Genomic DNA, 21,934 nt, shown 5'->3' on the forward strand with positions numbered 1-21,934 from the left:
GTGGCGCAGGTCACTCTGGGGACATGACATCCCCGTTAGCTCAGGCTCACACCATGTTCCTGGTGCTGGTCAGCCCGACGGGCCAGTACTCGATCTGGCCCGCGGTGCTGCAGGTGCCCGCCGGGTGGCAGGTCGTCCACGGAGTCGCGTCCAGGCAGTCCTGTGCGGACTACGTGGACGCGCTCCGCGTCGACGTCCCGATGGCCGCTTAGCGAACTCCTGCCACCGGCCGAACTTCTACAGCAGGGTGATGTACCCGTGTGACGAGGCGCCACCGTGCTCGTTGTTGCCCGCGTACGAGGCCGTGAAGCCCTGCAGCAGTGTGGCGAGGCCGACCAGCAGTGACGCCTGCGCGTCGCAGGTGGCCTTGCCGGACGAGGTGGTCGTCGCGGTGCAGAGCGGGTTGCCCTTCACCGTGCGGAAGACGACCTGCTGGCCCGCGATCGGCGCCCCGGTGTGCTTGTCGGTCAGCGTCGCGTCGAGCGAGCGGACCGTGAAACCGAGGAGCCGCAACTGCAGCTGGGCGGACCCGGCCGCGAGCTTCGACGAGGCGGGCGGCACGAAGTTGACCGCGATGCCCACCGGGCGCTGGCCGACGGCGATGGTGCCGGTGACCGTGCCGGACGCCGTGTCGATGACCGACACCGTGTTGCTGTTGAAGTTCGTCACGTAGGCCGACGCGCCGTCCGGCGTGAGGGCCACGCTGATCGGGCGGTCGCCGACGACGATCTTGCGCAGTTCGGTCATCGTCGTGAGGTCCACGACGGACACCGAGTCGAACTCGCTGTTCGTCACGTACGCGCGGGTGCCGTTGGGCGTCAACGCGATGCCGTGCGGCGTGAAGCCGACGGCCGCGGTGCCGACGACGGTGCGCGAGGCGACGTCGATGGCGGAGACGCTGTCCGAACCCTTGTTGACCACGTACATCCGCGTGCCGTCGGCCGAGGCCGCGATGGCGGTGGCCGCGTTGCCCACGCCGATCGTGGAGACGACGGTGTTGGACGTCGTGTCGATGACCGAGACCTTGCCCGGACCGGGGGTGTCGTGCGTGACGTAGACGGCGGAACCGTCCTTCGTCACGACGACGCCGTCGGCGTTCGAGCCGACCGTGACGGTCGCGGTGACCGCGAGCGTGGCCGTGTCGACCACGGACACCGTGCCGTCGAGGTAGTTGGTGACGTAGGCGAAGCCGCCACCGGGTGCCACCGCGACGCCCGCCGGGTGCAGCCCGACGGGAATGGACTTGTCGACCGTGTTGGTCGGCGTGTCGATGACCGTCAGCGTGTTCTGCACGGAGTTCGTCACGTAGCCGCGAGTTCCGTCGAACGCGACCGCCGCCATGTACGGCGAGTTGCCGCCGCTGTCGGCGATCGTCGTGGACACCGCGTTCGTGGCCGTGTCGATCACCGACACCCCGCCGCCGTTGTTGGCGACGTAACCGAGCACCCGGCCGGCGGGAGCCGCCTGGGCCGGGGTCACCACCAGTGCCGAGGTGACGGCGACCGCCATCACCAATGGACGCAACCGCATTTTCGAAGCCTCCTGCGAGTCATCCCGACCCTTCAGGACATCGCGGCTGGGCGAGAGGACGTTAGCCTCTTCTCGAACCAGTGATCGGCGTATTCGGCTGCGTTGTACGGAGCAATCTCCACGAACCCGCGCTTGGCGTAGAGACTCCTGGCTTCCACCAGGTCCGCGCGGGTGTCGAGCCGCAACGCCGTGAGGCCGCGTGCCGTCGCCTCGGCCTCCATCGCGGTGATCAACGCCGACGCGACGCCCCGCCCGCGGAACGGCTCGCGCACGAACATCCGCGTCAGTTCACCGACACCGTTGTCGAGGAAGCGCATCCCCAGACAGCCGACATCGCTGCCATCGCGGGACGCGACGAGGAACACCGGTACGTCGTGATCTTGCTCGTCGCGTTCGTACGCGTCGATCTCGGCCTCGCCGGCCGGGCGGCCCCAGTAGCGGCTGATCATCTCCGCGTTGTACTCGCGGTTGAGCGGCGAACGCGCGGCGTCGGCGGCCGTCACGGTCCAGTTGGTCATGGGACCATCATCGAAAGCCCATCAACTGTGATTCAGGTCACTGCAACACCGGTGCCACGGGAAGCCAACTGGGGACGTGATGTTCGCGGAGCTGTTCGACGAGCACGCCCATCCGTTGCACCGCTACCTGGCGCGACGGGTGGGCGTCGACGTCGCTGACGACCTGGTCAGCGAGACCTTCCTCGCCGCCATGCGCGGTGAGGCCGGCTACGACCCGGAGAGGGGCAGCGTCGTCGGCTGGCTCTACGGCATAGCCACGAACCTGCTGCGCGGCCACGCCAAGCGCGAGACCCGCCTGTTGCGCACCGCCGAACGGTACGGCGTCGACGTCGGCGTCGCCGAGTCGCTGGAGCACACGGTGGTCACCCGCATCGACTCCCGCGCGCACCTGCGCCGGATCGCCCGCGAGCTGGCCAGGATGACCCAGGCCGACCGCGACCTGGTGCTGCTCGTGTCGCTGGCCGGCCTGTCCGTGCAGGAAGCGGCGGAAGCCCTCGACCTCAACCCCGGCACCGCCCGGTCGCGTCTGCACCGCCTGCGCGCGAAGCTGAAGGAAGTGGAACATGCGTGACGTGCTGGACGACGACCTCGCCGAGCTGTACTCGGTGCGGCCGGCCGACGACGTGCGGATGGCCCGGTTGCGCGAGCGGTTGTTCGCCGAGAAGCCGCCACGCCGTTCGCGACGCTGGATCGGCATCGCCGCGGCGGCCGCGGCGGTGGTCATGATCACCGGGCTCGTGGTGACGCTGCGGCCCGTCTCCCGGGACGCGCCCACGACCATGCCGGTCGCCCCCGCCACTTCGCTGGCGGAGGCGGCGGCGCTGCTGGAGCGGACGGGGCGGCCGGCCGCGAAGTACCGGCACTTCAAGTACCAGGTGTGGCAGCTGGTCACGCACGCCGAGCCGCCGTTCGACGCGACCTCGGTCAAGTTCGAGTACGACGTGTGGCTGCCTGCCGCGCCGGACGAGATGGTGGTGATCTACCGCAGGTTCACCGGCGAGCACCGGGCGGTCACCGGTCCGCAGCGGCCGATCGAGGAGATCGGGGGCCAGGTCAGCGGCGCGGTCCTGTGGAACTCGTTCTGCGCGGCCACCCCGTGCAAGGAGGACAGCCTCTCGAAGCCGTTGCCCGTCAACGGCTTCGAGAAACTGGAGGCCGTGGCGCCCGCCATGCTGTCCCCGTTCACCACCACCGAGGAGAAGGCCGCGCTCTACCGCAGGCTCGCCGAGGACCCCGCGATCCGCTGGGACAACGGGAAGGTGTTCGCCGAGGGCAGCCGGTGGGTGTTCCAGGTCGATCCCGCCACCGGTGAGGTGGCCGGCATGAACGTGGACGCGCCGGTCGACTTCAGGCTGCCCGGCGGCACGCCGGCGTTGAGCGTCACGGTCACCTACGAGTGGGCCGATCAGCGCCCGTCGTAGGAACGCGGCAGGTACCAGGCCAGGGCGGCGCGCAGCTCGGCGACGTCGCGCTCGCGCCGCCTCCTGGTGCGTTCGTGGGCGACCGGGAACACCCGCACACCGCCGTGGTGCGCGCCGAAGAAGCGGCGCGGCGCCGGGTCTTTCAGCCACACGACGACCCACGGCCGTTTCTTGTGCGGCACGACGCGCACCCGTGCGAGCTCGTACCACCAGTACTGGTGGAATTTGCCGTTGCGCGTCGTGGCGATGCCCTCGCGGCTGATCTCGATGACGACCTTGCGGCGTGCGGCGGCGCTGAAGTACCGCACCGCGCGCACGAGCAGCACGCAGAACGCGGCGAGCGCGAGCAGCTGCGTGGCGCCGTTGGCCTGTGCGGCCGGGTCGGCGATCGCGGCGGCGAGCAGGGCCACGGCGAGGTTCAGGCCGCCCCACGCCATCGGCACGAACCGCGACGTCGAGAACGTCGCGGCGGCGGGTGTCATCGGGGCGGGCAGCTTGGTGGTCGGCGCCTTCGGCGTCACGACCTGGGAGAGCAGGCGCGTCACCTCGGCCGGCTCCGGGCGCTTGGCCGGGTCGCGGTGCATGCACTTCTGCACCAGCGGCCGCAGCGCCTTGGGCACGCCGTCGATGTCCGGCTCGCCGTGCGCGGCCTTGTAGAGCAAGGTGGCCGTCGGGCCCTCGCCGAACGGGCCCTGGCCCGTCGCCGCGTAGACCAGCACGGCGCCGAGCGCGAAGACGTCGCTCGGGGACGCGACATCCTGGCCGGTGATCTGCTCGGGCGAGAGGAAGCCGGGCGTGCCGAAGACCATGCCGGTCTCCGTCAGCGCCGTGTGCTCCATCGCGCGCGAGATGCCGAAGTCGATGACGCGGGGTCCGTCGGCTCCCAGGAGCACGTTCGACGGCTTGAGGTCGCGGTGCACGAGGCCTGCGCGGTGGATCGCGGTGAGCGCCTCGGCCAGACCCTCGGCGAGTCGTCTCAGATGGTGCTCCGGCAACGGGCCGTGCCGTTCGATCGCCTCTTGCAGCGTCGGGCCGGGCACGTACTCGGTGGCCATCCACGGGCGGGGCGCGCGCGTGTCGGCGTCCACCACCGCGGCGGTGCCGGCGCTGCCGACCGCGCGGGCCATCTGCACCTCGCGGCGGAACCGCTCCCGGAAGCGCGGGTCGTCGGCCAGCTCGGCACGGGCGACCTTGACCGCGACCTGGCGGCCGTCACTGCCTTGTCCCAGGTAGACCGTTCCCATGGCACCACGACCAAGCCTGCCCAAGAGCAGGTAGTCCCCGATGCGTTGTGGTTGGTCCACCTTCACCGGATCGAGGGTAGCGGGAACTCGGGCCGAAACCTCACATCTGAGTAGATCTACGTATCGTTGTCACCCATGGGCCGGACCCGCTTGTACCGCAATGGCGAACTCGTGGACAGGGACTTCCCGGTCACGGAGGTCGCCGAGCGTCTCGAAGATCACTCCGCCGTCGTGTGGTTCGACCTCTGCGCGCCGTCCGAGGCCGAGATAGGTCTGTTGCGCGACGAACTGGGGTTGCACGAGCTCGCGATCGAGGACGCGTTCTCCGAGCGGCAGCGCCCGAAGGTCGACCGCTATCCCACTCATCTGTTCCTCTCGGTGTACGCGGTGCAATACGAAAAGCACGAGATGAAGGCGTGCGAGGTCGATGTCTTCGTGACGAAGAACGTGCTCGTGACGGTGCGCGAGAGTGAGGACTACTCGCTCGAAGGCGTGGAGCGGCGGTGGGACAGCGCGCCGACGCTCGCCTCGTCGGGCATCGGGTTCCTGCTGCACGGGCTGCTCGACGACGTCGTGGACGGCCACTACGCGGCGGCCCAGGCGCTCGACGACGACATCGAGGCCCTCGAGGACCGGATCTACGAGGAGAAGCCGCACGTCGGGCGCAAAGCGTTGCAACTGCGGCGGGCGCTGGTGCAGCTCAGGCGTGTCGCGTCGCCGATGCGTGAGGTGCTCGGGTCGCTGCTGCACCGTGAGCACGACCTCGTGGACGACGTGATGATGCCGTACTACCTGGACGTGAAGGACCACACGCTGTTCACGGCCGAGCTGACCGAGTCGATGCGGGAGCTGATCACGAACCTGCGCGAGGCCGAGGTCGCCGTGCAGGGCAACCGGCTCAACTCGATCATGAAGAAGGTCACCAGCTGGGCCGCGATCATCGCGGTGCCGACGGCGATCTCGGGCTACTACGGCATGAACGTCCCGTACCCCGGCTTCGAGCAGAAGTGGGGGGTCTGGGTCTCCACGCTGGGTATCTTCGGCCTTTCGTACTTCCTGTACCTGATGTTCAAGCGCCGCGATTGGTTGTGACAAGGCTGTGAAGATCCACCTGACCCGCCGCGACGAGCTCGCGATCATCACGATCGACGCGCCGCCGCTCAACCTCTACTCCCTCGACCTCGACGCGGAGTTCCACGAGGCCCTGGACGAGCTCGGGGACGCGCGGGCACTGCTGGTCAACGCCTCGGGCAAGGTCGTGTCGGGCGGCGTGGACGTGTCGCTGTTCGCCGCGCAGGAGTACCGCGCCGAGGCGCAGCAGCTGTTCGACCGCATGCTGGTGCTGCCCCAGCGGTTGGCCGCGTTGCCGATCCCGACCGTGTTCGCCGCGCACGCGTTGTGCCTGACCTGGGCTTTCGAGCTGGCGGTGGCGTGCGACCTGATCCTGGCCTCCTCGTCGGCGCGGTTCGGGCTGGTCGAGAAGGTCGTGGGCCTGACGCCGACGATGGGCGGCACGCAGCGGCTGGCGGCGCGGGCGGGCGTGGGTCGCGCGAAGGAGTTCGTGATGACCGGCGACCTTTACGACGCGGCCACGCTGGAACGGTGGAATGTCGTCAACCGGGTGTTCCCCGACGAGGGGTTCGCATTGGCGGCCGAGCAGTTCGCTTTGTCTCTCGCGGCCGGTCCGACGCAAGCACACTTCGCGACCAAACAGGTGCTCGCGCATTTCGAGAACGGCGGCGTCCCGGAGGCCGACGCTCACGTCACGACGATCGCGTCGGCGTTGTTCGAGACCGAGGACCTGCCACGCGCTGTGCACAGCTTCCTCACGGACGGTCCCGGCCGTGCGTCTTTCACGGGTCGCTGATCTCACACATCAAAGAATCATATGACTCGGTGATAAAACCGTGATCTACCTGCTCACACGGATGGAGCATTCCCCGCCGGGCGGAAGATGATGTTGCGGCGCAAGGAGATCCGCTTGACTCCTCCGGTCGTCCGAGGCATCGTGCTGACCGTTCAACGGCCCCGTACGAACTCCGTCGCACGAGTTTTGTACACATTCCGCAACGGCCGACGACACAATCAGCGAGTTCACGGTCCCCCGTCGTGAACGCGCGTGGAGGTAGAACCAGCCGTGAGACTGAGATTGGCCGTACTGCTGACCGGTGGTGTCATCGCGTTGGCCGCCTGCTCCCCGACGAAAGCGGCCCAACCGACTCCCATCGCCGACAGCACCAGCGCCACCTCGACCAGCACCCCCAGCAGTTCCTCAGCCGCCCCGAGCAGCTCCGCGGCCCCCGGCAGCACCACCACGAAGTCCGCCACGAACGGCCCCGTGAAGCCGCCCGTCGCCCCCGCCCCCGCGGGCTCCCCGGGCTGGAAGCTCACCCAGGGCAACACCGGCCTCGCCGCACACGGCCTGAACTGCGACTCCCTGCCGCTCTACACCGGCCCCGCCGCCCCCGCCGCCGGCACCGTGATCTCCGGCAAGCGCATCGAGCAGACCCTGACGTTGTTCGCTGGCAACATCACGATCGAGAAGTCCTGCGTCCGCCCCACCCGCGCCGGCGAAACGCAACCGCTGATCACGACGAACGGTCCGTGCGGCAGCAACTCCTGCCAGGTCACCGGCGCCCCCGTGACCATCCGCGACTCGAACATCGACGGCTCGGCCCTGTCCGCCAAGACGATCGCGGGCTCCTGCGCGTTCCTCGGCGTCGGCACCCTGCAGCGCAACTACATCAGCGGCATGGGCTCCGGCATCTGCTTCTACAACACCGGCAGCACCCTGAGCGGCCTCGCCGAGGGCAACTACGTCCGCGGCCTGCGCTCCGACGGCGACAGCCACAACGACGGCGCCACCGTCCGAGACTTCCCGCTGGACCGCAACGCGGGCCGCACCCTGACGTTCCGCAACAACCGCATCGACTGCTCCACCGGCAACGACACCGGCGCCCTGTTCATCCAGACCTACGGCGGCGACATCGACAACGTCACCGTCGAGGGCAACCTCCTGGAGGGCGGCGGCTACCAGCTCGGGCTGGAGTCGGGCTTCGACAACGTCTACGGGCGCAACATGAAGTCCATCAACAACCGCTTCACCGGCACCGGGTGGGGCGCGGCTTATGTCAGCCAGAAGGGCGCTAGCTACAAGTGGGCGGTGTGGCAGGACAACTTCCTGCACGACGCGAACGCGCCTGATGGCAAGGGGAAGCCGGCGGGCACGCCTTAGTCGCCTGGTCCTGCCCTCCGCACGTCCGACCGCCTTCGCTGCCGAGCCCTCGCCGGCGGCGGGGGCGGTTCGGTGTTGAGGGGTGTTGAGGCTCGTGGACGCGGCGTGCGGGGCGGAAACGGCGTGCGGGGTGGCGTGTGCGCGTAGTGGCGGCATTTGGCCTGAGACGACACCGTGCGCACGAAGCAGCGACGTAAGTACCAAGCAGCGGCGTGCGCGCGAAGCGGGCGCCCACACCCCAGCACCTTCGCCGCGCGGCCCTCACCCCCAGCCACCCCGGCTCAGCCGTGGTCGCGAAACGTCAACCACCGCGAGCTGAGCGAGTCCCAGATCTCCTGGTACCGCTCGAACATCTCCCGCACCTTCTCCGGATCCACCTCCTCCGCCGGAGTCGACGCCACGTAGTACGCGAGGTCGTCCTCGAGCCGGTGGAACTTGTAGCTCGCCTCCTCCATCAACACCCACAACGAGCGCCACGCGAAGAACGGCTCCAAAGCGGACACCACGGTCACCACCGCCACCAGTGAGAACGCCGTTCCCGTCCAGGGGTCGAGGTTCTGCAGGCCGAGAATGATCGTCGACACCGCCGAAAGCACCAAAGTGGTCAGTCGGACAGTTACGGACTTCCACCTGAACCGCTGCTTGCGCGAGCGGGCGTAGGCGTGCCCTCGGGAGATCTGTCCACGTAGGTGCTGCGCGAGTTCCAACGGCTTCAGGCCGGACGGCAAGTCGGTCACCGGCAAGACAATAGTTTCGAGGTACCTTCGCCGCGTGCAGTTCGATGGACCGAGAACCTTGCTGGCCGTCCACGCTCACCCTGACGACGAGTCTCGGTCGACCGGAGGAATCCTGGCCCACTACGCCCGTCAGGGCGTCCGGATCGTGCTCGTCACGTGTACCGGTGGCGAGATGGGCGACATGCCCGGTGGCGTCAAGCCCGGCGAGCTCAACCACCACCCGCAGGCCGTGGCGGCGCGGCGCAGGGCGCAGCTCAACGCGGCGTGTGACGTGCTCGGGATCACGGACCTGGAACTGTTGGGATATCACGACTCCGGCGAGACCGGTGAGGTGCCGCCCGGCGCGTTCTGCTCCATCCCCGTCGAGACGGCGGCCGGTCGGCTGGCCGCCCTCATCGAGCACTTCCGGCCCCAGGTCGTCGTCACGCACGACCACCACAACCCGCACCAGCACCGCGATCACGTGCACGCGGCCCGCGTCGCCCACCACGCGGTCAAGGAGACCGGGATTCCGGCGAAGCTGTACCTGGAGGCGCACGACACGCTCGCCACGACGACGGTGGACACCTCGGCTGTCGCCGACGTGAAGCGCAAAGCGTTGTACTGCTACGAGAGTCAGTCGTTGATCGGGAAGCTGACGGCGCAGCAGCGGTTCGCGGCCGAGTCGTACATCCGCGCGTTCGACACCACCGACGCGCCGCTGCCCGAGACCGATCTGTTCGCCGGCATCACGCATCACGGGCCGGATCTGCCGCGCTGGTGAGCAAGGGGCGTTCGCCATGAACGGCGAACGCCCCCGAAGACAGTCTCAAAAGGACTATCGACCCAGCGACGTGCAAGTCAGGCCCGCACGGCGGATGACGTCCGGGTCCAGCAGGTTGCGCGTGTCGACGACGACGGGCTGCCGCACGGTCTCCGCCAGGCGTGCCCAGTCGAGCGAGCGGAACTCCGGCCACTCGGTCAGCACGACGAGGGCGTCGACGTCCTTCGCGGCCTGGTACGGATCGTCCACAACGGACACCGGACCGAGGTCGGTGCCGCCGGTCAGCGCCGGGTCGTACCCGACGAGCTCCGCGCCCGCCTGCTTGAGCAACGCCGCCACGGCCAGGGCCGGCGAGTCGCGCAGGTCGTCGGTGCCCGCCTTGAACGTCAGGCCCAGCAAGCCCAGGCGCACGTGCGACAGCGAGCCGCCACGCTTGCCGGTGACGGCCAGGCGGACCTTCTCGACCATCCGCTGGCGCTGGCGCTCGTTGGTGTCGATCGTGGCACGCAGCAGGCGAAACTCGAAGTCGGCGGCGTCGGCGACCTGGAGCATCGCGTGCGTGTCCTTGGGCAGGCACGAACCACCCCAGCCGGGGCCGGGGTTCAGGAACGCCTGGCCGATGCGCTTGTCGTAGCCCATGCCCTCGGTGACGTCGGTGATGTTCGCACCGAGGCGCTCGCACAACTCAGCCACGGCGTTCACATAAGACAGCTTCATCGCCAGGAAGCAGTTCGCCGCGTACTTGACCATCTCGGCGGAGGCCGCGTCGGTCAGCACCGTGGGCGCACCCAACCGAGCATAGAGCGCCGCGACGCGTTCGGCGGCGTCCTGCTGGTCACAGCCGACGACGATGCGGTCCGGGTTCAGGAAGTCGTGCACGGCCGAGCCCTCGCGCAGGAACTCGGGGTTCGAGACGACGGCGACGTCGTCGCGGCGCAGCAGTTCGGCGGTGCGGATCGAGGTCCCGACCGGCACGGTCGACTTGTTCACGATCACGGTGCCGGACGGCAGCAGGTCGCGCGTCTCGTCCACAACGGACTCGACGGCGGCGAGGTCCGCGATGCCGCCGACGCCCATCGGCGTGGGCACGCACAGGAACACGACCTCGGCGTCGGCCACCGCGGCCGACGCGCCCAGCACGAACGACAGGCGACCGGAGGCCAAACCCTCGGCGACCAGTTCGGCCAGGCGCGGTTCGAGGATGTCGACCTCACCGCGCGAAAGCCGCTCGATCTTCGAGGCGTCGACGTCCGCGCACACCACGCGGTGGCCCAGCGAGGCGAGGCAGGCACCGGTGGTCAGACCGACGTAGCCGGTGCCGACGACAGCGATCCTTCTGACGAACATCATTCTCCCGTTCGGGTCACGGCGAACGCGCGGAGCACGGCGTCGTCGCTCACGTCGATCATCTTGTTGCCCCACTGGTCGGTCCCGGCGCCGAGCTCTGGCCGGCCGTCGGGGAACGGGCCGCGCGAGGCGAAGCCGGTCAGCCCGTCGAACACCGCCACGTAGTTCTCGGCCTGCGGGCGCCAGTCGAGCACCGCCTCGCAGCGGCGGCGGCCCTCGAAGCCGAGGCGCGCACGGCGTTCCGCGTCGTCGAGCAGGTCGAGCAACGACGTGGCGAACGCCTCGACGTCACCCGGCTCGACGAGCACGGCGCACTCGCCGGCGGACACCACGGTCTCCTGCAACCGGTAGGTGACGACCGGCAGCGCGTAGGCCATGTACTCCATGGTCTTGTTCATAGTGGACACGTCGTTCAAAGGCGACAACGGATCCGGGCCCAGTCCGACCGACGAGGTCGACAGGTAACGGGTGATCTGTTCGGGCCCAACCCGTCCGGTGAACTCCACGTACGGATCGAGTCCCCAGGCCGTGGCCTGCTTCTTCAGGTCCTCGAGGCAGTCGCCGAACCCCAGCAGCGCGAACCGGACGTCGGTGCGGCCGCGGTCGAAAACAACTCTCCGAGCCACTTCGAGGACCCCGTCGACGCCGTCCTGCGGTCCCATGATTCCGAGATAGGCCACCAGGTGTTTGCCGCCGCGTCGGAGTTCGTCCACGCCCTCGACAGGCCGCATCACGGTGGTGTCCGGGCCGGAGCGCACGACGGTGGTGTGCTCGGGCGGCACGTTTCCGCGCGTCCACGCGATCTTCTGGTACGAGGTGTTGGTCGACGTCACCCGGTCGGCCGTGCGGAACGTCCTGCGCTCCAGCCACTTCAGGATCCGGTACTGCAGCTTGCCCGCGACGCCCTTCGGCTCGCCGAAACGGGACAGGAAGACCTCGGGGTTCAGGTCGTGGTGGTCGAAGACGAACTTCACGCCGCCCAGACGCCACAGCAGAGCCAACGCCCAGTACGTGTCCGGCGGGTTGCACGCCTGCATGACGTCGAACCGCCTGCGGGCCCGCACCTTCACGCTCAGCAACGCCGTGCGCACCCAGCAGTACAGGAACTCCCACGCGTAGCCCAGCGCGCCCTCGGCCTGGGGCGGCGGAGCGTACTTGTAGATATGCACTCCGTCGAGGAGCTGGTAGGCGGGATCACCCGGACCCTTGGGGCAGATCACCGAAACCTCGTACCCGGCGTTGGTCAGGGCGCGGCACTCAAGCCACACCCGGCGGTCCAGCGGCACGGGGAGGTTCTGCACGATGATCAACACGTGAGGCGATGACGTCACGCTCTGGTTCTCGTTTCAGAGGGCAAAACGGTTACACCTGAGCTCGATCTCGTAACGGAGGTTGCAAAGCGCTCGATGTAGGCGCAGAGGCCCGAAAAGCGAGGAGCGGTTGTGGAGCGGTCACCTGTCGCGGTGGTCATCGTCACTTACCAGAGCGAACAGGTCATCGCCGGATGCCTGGACTCGTTGCCGGACGACGTGAAAGTGGTCGTCGTCGACAACGCCTCGACGGACGGCACTGTGGCGGCCGCCACTCGACCCGGCGTGGAAATTCTGCGCAGCCCGGTCAACGGCGGATACGCCGCCGGTGTGAATTCGGGCATCAAAGCGGCGGAAGGACACGACGTCCTGATCCTGAACGCCGACATCCGGTTGCACCCAGGAGCCGTGGAATCACTCCGCGCCGCGAACAAGCCGATCGTCGTTCCCAAGCTCGTGGACGAATCCGGCGCGCTCTCCTTCTCGCTGCGCCGCACACCGACGGCGGTCAAAGCCCTTGCCGAAGCCCTCATCGGTGGCGGCCGCGCCGGGACCATCGGCCTCGGCGAGACCGTCACGGACGCGAAGGCCTACCAGGGAGCGCACGCCGCCGACTGGGCGACGGGCTGCGCGTGGCTGGTCCAGCGCGAGGTCATCGAGAAGCACGGCCTTTTGGACGAACGGTACTTCCTCTATTCGGAGGAGACCGAGTACATGCTCAAAGCAGGCGGCGTCTGGTTCGAGCCGCGCGCCGTCGTCACGCACATCGGCGGCGAGGTCTCCACGAACGCGCGCCTCTGGTCGATGCTCACCTCGAACAAGGTCCGCCTGCACCGCGAGCTGCACGGACGGTTCGCCGCCGTGCTCATGTGGCTCGCCATGGTCGTGAACGAAGGGCTTCGCGCGCGCTCGCCGAAGCACCGCACCGCGTTGAAGGGGCTTTTCCGCATGCGCCGCTGGCCGGAGGAAGTGGCGTCGGAGGGACCGAGCTACCTGTGCTTCTCCGCGCAGGACTGGTGGTACCACAACCGCGCCCACTCGGACTTCCAGCTGCTGCGCCGCGTCGCGAAGCACCGCAAGGTGTTGCTGGTCAACAGCATCGGTCTGCGAATGCCGTCGCCCGGCAAGAGCACGCAGTTCCTGCGCCGCATCTTCCGCAAGGCGATGAGCGTCGCGAAGCTGGTGCGCCAGCCGATCGAGGACACGCCGAACTTCTACGTGATGACGCCCGCTCCCCTGCCGTTCTACGGCAAGCCGTGGCTGCGCAAGCTGAACTCGGTCCTCGTCAGGACCCAGGTCCGCGCGGTCTGCTTCTTCCTGCGGATGGGCACGCCCGTCGTCGTCGCGACGATCCCCACCGCGTGGGACGTCGTGGAGCCCATGAAGACCAAGGGCCTGATCTTCAACCGCTCCGACCGGCACTCGGCGTTCCCCGAGGCCGACCAGGGCGTCATCGCGGGCCTGGAGAACCAGCTGCTGTCCAATTCGGACACCGTGCTCTACGTCTCCAGGGCTCTCCAGGAGGAGGAGTCCGCGCTCACCGGTGACCGGGCGCACTTCCTCGACCACGGCGTCGACGTCGACCACTTCACCCGCCGCACCGAACTGCCGGCGGACATCGCGAGCATCCCGGGCCCGCGCATCGGGTTCTTCGGCAGTCTCGACGACTACCTCGTGAACTTCGACCTGATCGAGAAGGTCGCGCAGGAGTTCCCCGAGGCGAGCGTCGTGCTGATCGGTGACGCCACCTGCTCGATGGAGCGCTACGACTCCTACCCCAACGTGCACTGGCTCGACTTCCGCTCCTACGACCAGATCCCCGGCTACGGCAGCGGCTTCGACGTCGCGCTGATGCCGTGGCTGGACAACGACTGGATCAAGCACGCGAACCCGATCAAGATGAAGGAGTACCTGGCCCTGGGTCTGGCCGTCGTCTCGACGGACTTCCCCGAGGTCGAGCGGTACGGCGACGTCATCCGGATCGCGAAGGGCGAGGCCGACTTCATCGACCAGATCCGGCTCACCCTCAAGGACGGCGGCCTGAAGACCCCGGCCGAACGCCGCAACGCCGTGCTGGCCTCCTCCTGGGACTCCCGCGCCCGTGAGCTCATGCAGATCGCGGAGGACCGCTGACATGTGCGGCATCGCAGGCATCAGGCGGTTCGACGGCGCCCCCGTCTCGCGCGAGCTGCTCGCCGAGATGGCGAAGCGGCTGCACCACCGCGGCCCCGACGACAGCGGGTTCTGGACCGGCGGCTCGATCGGCTTCGCGCACACCCGGCTGTCGATCATCGACCTCGCCGGGTCGCCGCAGCCGATGGCGGGCGCGTCCGGCACGACCACGATCGCGTTCAACGGCGAGATCCTGAACTACCGGCAGCTGCGCACCGACCTCGCGTACCCGTTCCGCACGAACGGCGACACCGAGGTCCTGCTGGCGCTCTACGAACAGCACGGGCCGAAGGCCGTCGAGAAGCTGCGCGGCCAGTTCGCGTACGCCCTCCACGACGAGCACACCGGCGAGACGCACCTGTTCCGCGACCGCCTGGGCATCCTGCCGCTCTACTACTACGTGGACGCCACCCAGTTCGCGTTCGCGTCCGAGATCAAGGCGTTGCTGCCGGCGATCGGCGCGGCCGAGGTCGACCAGGAGTCGCTGCACGACTACCTCGCGCACCGATCCGTTCCGGCGCCGTACACGCTGGTCAGAGGCGTCCGCAAGGTGCCGCAGGGCCACCACCTGGTCGTGACGGCCAAGGGTGAGGTGCGGACCGAGGCGTACTGGGAGCTGCCGCGCGAGTCGGAGATCCGCCAGGTCACGCCCGAGGAGGCGGTGCGGCTCGTGGACGAGGCCCTCACGGCCTCTGTGCGCGACGCTCTGGTCGCGGACGTGCCGGTCGGCGCCTACCTGTCCGGCGGCGTGGACTCGTCGCTGATCACGGCTCTGGTGGCGCGGGAACGCGGTGACGCCGAGCTGCACACGTTCTCCGCGGGCTTCGGCGACCCGCGCGTGGATGAGATCCACCACGCCGAGAAGGTCGCGAAGCTGGTCGGCAGCCGCCACCACAACGTGATCGTCACGGCCGACGACTTCCGCGACAGCTGGGCCAAGCTCTCCTGGCACCGCGACGCGCCGCTGTCCGAACCCGCCGACGTGGCCGTGTTCCGCCTCGCCGAACTGGCCCGCAGGGACGTGAAGGTCGTGCTGTCCGGCGAGGGCAGCGACGAGCTCTTCGGCGGCTACCCCAAGTACCGCTTCGCGCAGGCCACCCGCCTCGCCGGGTTCGCGCCCTCCGCCGCGCTGAAGCGGCTGGAGAAGGCGCTGCCGGCGTCCAAGGCACGCCTGGGTGTCGCTCTGCGCGCCATCTCCGAGCCCTCCTACGCCGAACGCATGCGCGGCTGGTTCGCGCCGTTCACGGTGTCCGAACGGGCAACGCTGCTCGGCGGCCCGGCGAGCAGGTCCGTCCTGGCCCCGTACGAGAACGGCCGCGGGGACGCGTTGAGGCGCATGCTCTACGCCGACTCGCACACCTGGCTCGCCGACAACCTCCTCGAACGCGGCGACCGCATGTCGATGGCCGCGTCGCTGGAGCTGCGGCCGCCGTTCCTCGACCACCGCGTGGCCGAGCTGGCGTTCTCGTTGCCCAGCAACGTGAAGGTGCGCGGCGGCACGACCAAGTGGGTCGTGAAGGAGGTCGCGCGCCAGCACCTGCCGGCCGACATCGTCGACCGGCCGAAGTCCGGCTTCAAGGTGCCGCTCGACGCCTGGTTCCGCGACGGCCTGCGGGACATGGCGTACGACCTGCTGACCGGGCCCACGTCGTTCGTGGGCAAGACCTTCGACCGGGCCGCGGTGCGCTCGTTGCTCGACGACCACGACTCCGGTGACCGCAACGAGCAGCCGCGCATCTGGACGCTGCTGTCCCTAGAGGTGTGGCACCAAACGCTCAGCTGGTAGGACGGTCCATGAACAGGGATTTCATCGCCGGGGCGGGTGGGTGAGCCGATGTACGTCGCCTCCTCCCGTCCGCCCAAGACCGACTTCCGCAAACGGTTGCCGGGCACCGTGTTCGCGCTCGGCACGGTCAGCCTGCTGACCGACGTCTCCGCCGAGATGATCACCGCGTTCCTCCCGGTGTACCTGCTGTTCACGCTGAACCTGGGCTACGCGCAGTTCGGCCTGCTCGACGGCATCTACACCGGTGCCACGGCGGTGCTGCGGCTGGTCGGTGGAGGTGTGTCGGACAAGTTCCGCAAGCCCAAGGCCGTCGCGGCCGCCGGCTACGGGCTCTCGGCCGCCACCAAGGTCTTCTTCCCGCTGGTCGGCGCGTCCCCGTTCGGCATCGGCGCGCTGATGGCGGCGGACCGTGCGGGCAAGGGCATCCGGACCGCTCCCCGTGACGCGATGATCTCCCTGGCCACGCCGGAGGACCGCCTCGGCGCGGCGTTCGGCGTGCACCGCAGCATGGACACGGTCGGCGCGCTGCTGGGCCCGCTCATCACGTTCCTGCTGCTCGTCCAGATCGGGACGGTGCCGGGGCCGATCTTCGCGGTGTCGGCGGCGTTCGCGGTCATCGGGTTGATCGTGCTCATCGGATTCGTGCGGGAGCCGAAGACCGACGAGAAGCCGAAGGGACCGCGGCCGTCGTTCCGGGCCGGGCTGAACCTGCTCACGGACAAGCACTTCCGCCGGACCACCCTCTCCGCGGGCATGCTGGGCCTCGCGACCGTGTCGGACGCGTTCGTCTACGTGCTGGTGCAGAAGGCCACGAACATCTCGCCCGGCTACCTGCCGCTGCTGCCGCTGGGCACGGCGATCGTGTTCCTCGCCGCCGCCGCGCCGCTCGGCAAGCTGTCGGACAAGGTCGGCCGCTGGCGGATGTTCCTCACCGGCCACGGGTTGTTGCTGGGCGTGTACGCGCTGCTGTTCATCCCCGAGGGCGGGATGGGCGTGGCGATCGCGGCGCTCCTGCTGCACGGCCTGTTCTACGCGGCCACGGACGGCGTGCTGTCGGCCAAGGTGAGCGAGACGGCGCCCGAGTCGTTGCGGGCCAGCGGCTTGTCGGTCGTGCAGACTGGTCAGGCGCTCGGGCGTCTCGTTTCGTCGGTCGCCTTTGGACTGTTGCTGCAGTTCTCGAGCTTCGGAACGAGCATCACGGTGGCGCTGGCAGCACTCACCGTGACCCTCATCATCGCTTACGGACTCAACCGCGAGCAGCCAGTTTCTGCTTGATCTTCTCGAAGCCGCCCTTGCCGAGGACCTTCATGGCCGCGTTCTTCGCGGCCACCCGGCCGGAGTCGCGCAGGAACCGGACCGGCTGGTCCACGAGCCGGTCCTGGGCCACTGCGAGGGACCTGGGCGCCGCCACGTCGTCCAGCGAGTCGCCGAACGCCGCCCGGTAGGCCTCGGGCGACACGAGACGGCCGCGTGTGCGGTTCGACACGTTGCCGCCGTGCACGACCTGCAGCCAGCCCGGCGCGCCGCCCAGTTCCACGACCGGGAAGTGCAGGTGCATGTGGTTGTGCCAGTGCGCCCAGCACGTCACCGGCTCGTCCCAGCTCTCGCGGACCGAGACGAACGCGTTGTGCCGGTCGACCCGGTGGTAGAGCCCGCCCGGCGACTTGATCAGGCCGTTGACCAGGTAGTACGCCGCCGTGGTGGTGGGGCGGGGAGCCGCGCAGAGGCGTTCTACGAAATCGACCGCGAGGCCGTCGTCGTTGTCGAGGTTCGTGGTGATGAGCTCGGAACCGGTCTCGGTGAAAAGCGACCGGATGTCCGATCTCAGTTCTTCGCGCGAGACTTCCGGACGGTAAACGGGCGTGTACGCGTCACCGTGTGAGGCGATTTTGTCCTTGAGCCATTGCGGTGATTCGGGGTCGAAATAGATGAGCCAACGCGTCCGTTTGTCCGTTTGGGCCACGACCGATGGCAGGCAGTAGCGTTCGAACAGCGCAACGCGTTCGGTCAGCCATCCTTCCTTTGCCCGGACGTAACTCTCCGCGCCCTTCGAAGGCAGGTTGAAGCGCGTCAGGATGACGTGGTCGGCCATGACTCCCCTTACTCCGGTCATCGCGTACATCGCCGGATGGGACCAAAACGTTGCGGCTAACGAATGCCTGCGGAGACCGATAGTGAGGTTGTGCCAACGCTTCCCACAGTGGACGTCGTGATCCCCTGTTACAACTACGCCCACTTCCTGCCGGCCTGCGTCCGCAGCGTCCTCGACCAGCCGGGCGTGGACGTGCGGGTGCTTGTGATCGACGACACGTCGTCGGACAACACGCCTGAGGTGATGGCCGAGCTGATGGCCGCCGACAAGCGCGTCGAGGGCTACCGGCACGAGGTGAACAAGGGGCACATCGCCACCTACAACGAGGGCCTGCTGGACTGGGCGACCGCCGACTACACGGTGTTGCTGTCCGCGGACGACCTGCTGGCGCCGGGAGCGTTGCGACGCGCGGCCGAGGTCTTCGAGCGGAACCCCGAAGTGGGCATGGTCTACGGACGTGTCGTGTACTACAGCGACCACAACGCGTTGCCGAAGGTCACCCAGCTGCCGACGAGCTCGAAGGTCTGGCGCGGCGAGGAGTGGATCGAGAACCGCTTCCGCAGCAGCCGCAACGTGATCTCCTCGCCGGAGGTCGTGGTGCGCACGAAGGTCCAGCAGAAGGTCGGCGGCTACCGCTCGGACCTCCCCCACGCGGGTGACCTGGAGATGTGGCTGCGCATCGCCGCGGTGTCGGACATCGGCTACGTCAGCGGCAAGCCCGGCGCGTACTACCGGGTGCACGAGAACTCGATGATGCGCACGACGTTCAAGTCGGTGTTCGCCGACCTGGAGCAGCGCCGGGACGTGTTCGACCTCGTGCTGGAGCAGAACCCAGGCCTGCCCGCGCGGCTGAAGACGCTGGCGCACAAGGCGATCGCGGCGGACGCGCTCTGGCGGGCCGTGCGGCTGCACGACCGGGACCAGCTCGACGGCACCGAGAAGGAGTTGCTCGACTTCGCCCGCGAGACCTATCCGAACGTCGAAGAGCTACCGGAGCATCGCGCTCTGTTGCGACGCCAGAAGTTCAGCCCGTCTTTCCTCAGCCGCACGCAACTTTTCCTTGCGCCGCACGCCTGCAAGAGGGCGAAGTTGTGGATCGGGACGCAGCGGTGGAAGTGGCGGGGCGAGTGGTGACGACGCAGGAGGACACGGGTCAGCTGGAGGGCAAGGTCTCCTCGGCGATCCGCTGGAGCGCGATCAACTCGCTGCTCCAACGACTCTCCGCGGTCGGCATCAGCATCCTGCTCGCCCGTCTGATCGCGCCCGAGCAGTTCGGTGTGTTCGCGGTCGCCCTGGTCGTGCTCAACATCGTGCTGAGCGTGTCCGAACTCGGCGTGAGCGCCGCCCTGGTCCGCCACAACGGCCCGATCGACGAGATGGCGCCGACCGTCACGACGCTGTCCCTCGCGTCCGGCAGTCTGCTGGCGTTGATCTGCGTGCTCGGCGCACCCTGGTTCTCCAACGCCATGGACGCCCCGGAAGCCGCCGGCATCATCCAGCTCATGTCGATCGCCCTCGTCATCGCGGGCGCGACAGCGGTGCCCGGCGCGCTGATGCAGCGCAACTTCCGGCAGGACCACAAGTTCTACGCCGACACCGCCGCGTTCGTCGCGGGCACGGCCGTCGCGGTCGTGCTGGCGCTCATGGGCTTCGGCGCGTGGAGTCTCGCGTGGCAGCGGATCGCGCAGAACCTCTCGGCCGCGGTCATCATGTTCTGGCTCACCAAGGAGAGGTTCCGTCCCGGCTGGAATCGGCTGCAGGCCAAGGAACTGCTCTCGTTCGGCCTGCCGCTGGCCGGGTCCAGTCTGCTGATCCTCGGCGTGATGAACGTCGACTACATCGTCGTCGGCGCGATGCTCGGCACCATCCCGCTGGGCTTCTACCTGCTGGCGTTCAACCTCGCGAGCTGGCCGGTGGGGGCGTTCAGCGCCCCGGTCCGCAGCGTGTCGCTGGCCGCGTTCTCGAAGGTCCGCGAGGATCCCGAGCTGTTCCAGAGGTCGTTCGGACGTGCACTGGGGCTCTTGGCGCTGGTCACCGTGCCCGCGTGCGTGCTGCTGGCCGCGCTGGCCGAGCCGTTGATCCGCGTCGTCTACGGCGAGCGCTGGGCCCCTGCGGCGGCCGCGTTGGCGTTGCTGGTGCTGCTCGGCGCGGTCAGGGTCGCGCTCGAACTGGGCTACGACTTCCTCGCCTCGGCCGGCCGGTCGCGGGCGATCCTCGTGATCCACGTGGTGTGGCTCGGCGCGCTGGTGCCGTTGCTGGCGCTCGGCGCGCACCTCGACGGCATCCGCGGCGTCGCGGCGGCCCACGTGATCGTCGCGGTGCTGGTCATCACGCCGGCGTACCTGGTCACGTTCAAGCCCTACGGCATCCGTGCGGGGGCACTCGGCGTGCGCCTGCTCCGGCCGTTCCTCGGCGGTGTGCTGATGATCGCGGTCGTGCTGGCGGTCCGGCAGACGATCGACAGCGAGCTGCTGCAGATCCTCGTCGGCGGCGCGCTGTCCTGTCTCGCCTACGCGCTCGTGGTGTTCCCGATGCGACACGAAATCATTGCGGTGCTGAAGAAGAGGGCCAACGCGTGAGACGACTGAGGCAGGTCACGAAGATCGTCCGCGAGCAGGGTGCCAAGAAGCTCGGCGTCCGGCTCCTGACGGCCGCGACCCGCAGGCTCGGCGCCGAGGGCGAGGACCTGCCGGTGCGCCTCGAGGACGTCCGCAAGGCCGACGTCGAGACGCGCAAGCCAGTGGTGATCCCGCCGATCCCCCACGACGGCAAGCTGACGATCAACTGGGTCACCACTCCCCCGTCCCAGGGGTCCGGCGGCCACACCACCATGTTCCGGCTCATCCGGCACCTGGAGTCGATCGGCCACGACTGCCGGCTCTACCTCTACGACACGTTCGGCAACACGGTCACCGACCTCGAACCCGGGATCAGGGAAGCGTTCCCGTTCTTCAAGGGCTCGATCCACGACGTGACCGACGGCATGGCGGACGCGCACGCGGTGTTCGCGACGGCGTGGATCACGGCGTACCCGGCGTTCAACGACCCGTGCGCGGGCAAGAGGTTCTACCTCGTGCAGGACTACGAACCGTGGTTCTACCCGTCCGGCGGCCTCTACGCGCTGGCGGAGAACACGTACCGGATGGGCATGCACGGCTTCACGGCCGGCAGGTTCCTCGCCGACAAGGTCCGCGACGAGCACGGCATGCCGGCCGACCACTTCGACTTCGGCTGCGACGCCGACCGGTACAGGCTCGGCGACCAGAAGCGCGACGGCATCGTCTTCTACGCCCGGCGCAAGGCACCGCGCAGGGCGTTCGAGCTCGGCGTGCTCGCGCTGGAGGTCTTCGCCGAGAAGCACCCCGACCTCAAGATCCACGTGTACGGCGAGAAGATCGGCGATCTCGGGCCGCAGTTCGTCGACCACGGCCTGGTCACGCCGGACGACCTGAACGCCATCTACAACCGCTGCTTCGCCGGGTTGTCGCTGTCGATGACCAACGTCTCCCTGGTGCCGCACGAGATGCTGGCGGCCGGATGTGTGCCCGTGGTGAACGACGCGCACTTCAACCGCGTAGTCCTGGACAACGACCACGTCCGGTACGCGACGCCCACCCCGCACTCACTGGCGCGTGCGTTGTCCGAAGTCGTCACATCGCCGGACTTCGACGCGGTCGCCCGTGCGGCCGCGTCCAGTGTGGAGGGACGTTCCTGGGATGCGGCAGGCCATGAGCTCGAGAAGGTGCTCCGCCGCGAACTCGCCACATGACTCGCGAGGG

21 protein-coding genes are annotated in these 21,934 nt (G+C 68.6%); 13 read left to right on the forward strand and 8 right to left on the reverse strand.

What is annotated here, in order from left to right; translation table 11 throughout:
- Positions 1–23 precede the first annotated feature (23 nt).
- Positions 24–212 (forward strand): MbtH family protein, encoded by a 189-nt coding sequence (locus tag IEY88_RS22955; protein ID WP_189156868.1) that lies wholly within the window; start codon positions 24–26, stop codon positions 210–212.
- A gap of 25 nt (positions 213–237) precedes the next feature.
- Here IEY88_RS22955 and IEY88_RS22960 read toward each other — a convergent pair whose 3' ends face one another.
- Both IEY88_RS22960 and IEY88_RS22965 read right to left on the reverse strand, forming a co-directional pair.
- Positions 238–1,530, reverse strand: coding sequence for a YVTN family beta-propeller repeat protein (locus IEY88_RS22960; RefSeq protein ID WP_189156869.1), 1,293 nt, complete (start codon positions 1,528–1,530; stop codon positions 238–240).
- Positions 1,531–1,562: 32 nt separating this feature from the next.
- Positions 1,563–2,048, reverse strand: coding sequence for a GNAT family N-acetyltransferase (locus IEY88_RS22965; RefSeq protein WP_189156870.1), 486 nt, complete (start codon positions 2,046–2,048; stop codon positions 1,563–1,565).
- Positions 2,049–2,127: 79 nt separating this feature from the next.
- Here IEY88_RS22965 and IEY88_RS22970 point away from each other — a divergent pair, with 79 nt between their 5' ends.
- Both IEY88_RS22970 and IEY88_RS22975 read left to right on the forward strand, forming a co-directional pair.
- Positions 2,128–2,619, forward strand: a complete 492-nt coding sequence (locus tag IEY88_RS22970) for an RNA polymerase sigma factor (protein WP_229693721.1) — start codon at positions 2,128–2,130, stop codon at positions 2,617–2,619.
- Positions 2,612–3,469, forward strand: coding sequence for a hypothetical protein (locus IEY88_RS22975; RefSeq protein ID WP_189156872.1), 858 nt, complete (start codon positions 2,612–2,614; stop codon positions 3,467–3,469). The genes IEY88_RS22970 and IEY88_RS22975 overlap by 8 nt, the downstream gene beginning before the upstream one ends.
- Here IEY88_RS22975 and IEY88_RS22980 read toward each other — a convergent pair.
- Positions 3,454–4,779 (reverse strand): serine/threonine-protein kinase, encoded by a 1,326-nt coding sequence (locus IEY88_RS22980; RefSeq protein WP_229693650.1) that lies wholly within the window; start codon positions 4,777–4,779, stop codon positions 3,454–3,456. The genes IEY88_RS22975 and IEY88_RS22980 overlap by 16 nt on opposite strands.
- 69 nt (positions 4,780–4,848) lie before the next feature.
- Here IEY88_RS22980 and IEY88_RS22985 point away from each other — a divergent pair, with 69 nt between their 5' ends.
- The gene (locus IEY88_RS22985; protein ID WP_189156873.1) at positions 4,849–5,805 is read left to right on the forward strand and encodes a magnesium transporter CorA family protein; all 957 of its coding nucleotides are present in this window, start codon (positions 4,849–4,851) and stop codon (positions 5,803–5,805) included.
- A 7-nt stretch (positions 5,806–5,812) separates the two neighbouring features.
- Complete coding sequence (locus IEY88_RS22990) at positions 5,813–6,580, forward strand: enoyl-CoA hydratase/isomerase family protein (RefSeq protein WP_229693651.1); 768 nt, start codon at positions 5,813–5,815, stop codon at positions 6,578–6,580.
- A 227-nt stretch (positions 6,581–6,807) separates the two neighbouring features.
- On the opposite strand, the gene IEY88_RS22995 is transcribed toward IEY88_RS22990, so the two are convergent.
- The gene (locus IEY88_RS22995) at positions 6,808–7,041 is read right to left on the reverse strand and encodes a hypothetical protein (protein ID WP_189156874.1); all 234 of its coding nucleotides are present in this window, start codon (positions 7,039–7,041) and stop codon (positions 6,808–6,810) included.
- 10 nt (positions 7,042–7,051) lie between these two features.
- Between IEY88_RS22995 and IEY88_RS23000 the strand changes: the two genes are divergently transcribed.
- Positions 7,052–7,948 (forward strand): right-handed parallel beta-helix repeat-containing protein, encoded by an 897-nt coding sequence (locus tag IEY88_RS23000; protein ID WP_189156875.1) that lies wholly within the window; start codon positions 7,052–7,054, stop codon positions 7,946–7,948.
- Between the two features lie 281 nt (positions 7,949–8,229).
- On the opposite strand, the gene IEY88_RS23005 is transcribed toward IEY88_RS23000, so the two are convergent.
- A complete protein-coding gene (locus tag IEY88_RS23005; protein ID WP_229693652.1) occupies positions 8,230–8,685 on the reverse strand; it encodes an SLATT domain-containing protein in 456 nt (151 codons plus the stop codon).
- Between the two features lie 34 nt (positions 8,686–8,719).
- On the opposite strand from IEY88_RS23005, the gene IEY88_RS23010 reads away from it, so the two are divergent.
- Positions 8,720–9,448 (forward strand): PIG-L deacetylase family protein, encoded by a 729-nt coding sequence (locus tag IEY88_RS23010; protein WP_189156876.1) that lies wholly within the window; start codon positions 8,720–8,722, stop codon positions 9,446–9,448.
- A gap of 54 nt (positions 9,449–9,502) precedes the next feature.
- Here the strand turns inward: IEY88_RS23010 and IEY88_RS23015 are convergent, their stop codons facing one another.
- On the reverse strand, positions 9,503–10,795 hold the full coding sequence (locus IEY88_RS23015) for a UDP-glucose dehydrogenase family protein (protein ID WP_189156877.1): 1,293 nt from the start codon (positions 10,793–10,795) through the stop codon (positions 9,503–9,505).
- Positions 10,795–12,126, reverse strand: a complete 1,332-nt coding sequence (locus tag IEY88_RS23020) for a glycosyltransferase family 4 protein (protein ID WP_189156878.1) — start codon at positions 12,124–12,126, stop codon at positions 10,795–10,797. The genes IEY88_RS23015 and IEY88_RS23020 overlap by 1 nt, the downstream gene beginning before the upstream one ends.
- Positions 12,127–12,237: 111 nt before the next feature.
- Here IEY88_RS23020 and IEY88_RS23025 point away from each other — a divergent pair, with 111 nt between their 5' ends.
- From IEY88_RS23025 to IEY88_RS23035, 3 genes are read left to right on the forward strand one after another with little or no spacing between them, the layout of a single operon-like run.
- Positions 12,238–14,238, forward strand: a complete 2,001-nt coding sequence (locus tag IEY88_RS23025; protein ID WP_189156879.1) for a glycosyltransferase — start codon at positions 12,238–12,240, stop codon at positions 14,236–14,238.
- A 1-nt stretch (position 14,239) separates the two neighbouring features.
- Positions 14,240–16,063 (forward strand): asparagine synthase (glutamine-hydrolyzing), encoded by a 1,824-nt coding sequence (gene asnB / locus IEY88_RS23030; RefSeq protein ID WP_189156880.1) that lies wholly within the window; start codon positions 14,240–14,242, stop codon positions 16,061–16,063.
- A 48-nt stretch (positions 16,064–16,111) separates the two neighbouring features.
- A complete protein-coding gene (locus IEY88_RS23035; RefSeq protein WP_189156881.1) occupies positions 16,112–17,338 on the forward strand; it encodes an MFS transporter in 1,227 nt (408 codons plus the stop codon).
- Here the strand turns inward: IEY88_RS23035 and IEY88_RS23040 are convergent.
- Positions 17,310–18,155 carry a glycosyltransferase gene (locus tag IEY88_RS23040; protein WP_189156882.1) on the reverse strand — a complete coding sequence of 282 codons (846 nt, stop codon included), beginning with the start codon at positions 18,153–18,155 and terminating at the stop codon, positions 17,310–17,312. The genes IEY88_RS23035 and IEY88_RS23040 overlap by 29 nt on opposite strands.
- A 108-nt stretch (positions 18,156–18,263) precedes the next feature.
- Between IEY88_RS23040 and IEY88_RS23045 the strand changes: the two genes are divergently transcribed.
- The 3 genes from IEY88_RS23045 to IEY88_RS23055 are packed head-to-tail and all read left to right on the forward strand — an operon-like array spanning position 18,264 to position 21,924.
- Positions 18,264–19,289: a glycosyltransferase gene (locus IEY88_RS23045; protein ID WP_229693653.1), complete on the forward strand. Its 1,026-nt coding sequence runs from the start codon at positions 18,264–18,266 to the stop codon at positions 19,287–19,289.
- Positions 19,286–20,734 (forward strand): lipopolysaccharide biosynthesis protein, encoded by a 1,449-nt coding sequence (locus IEY88_RS23050; RefSeq protein WP_189156884.1) that lies wholly within the window; start codon positions 19,286–19,288, stop codon positions 20,732–20,734. Before IEY88_RS23045 ends, IEY88_RS23050 begins: the two co-directional genes overlap by 4 nt.
- Entirely contained in the window at positions 20,731–21,924 is a 1,194-nt protein-coding gene (locus IEY88_RS23055) for a rhamnosyltransferase WsaF family glycosyltransferase (protein ID WP_189156885.1), read from the forward strand. Before IEY88_RS23050 ends, IEY88_RS23055 begins: the two co-directional genes overlap by 4 nt.
- The last annotated feature ends 10 nt before the right edge of the window (positions 21,925–21,934 follow it).

This window comes from Lentzea pudingi (assembly GCF_014646255.1).
GTDB lineage: Bacteria > Actinomycetota > Actinomycetes > Mycobacteriales > Pseudonocardiaceae > Lentzea > Lentzea pudingi.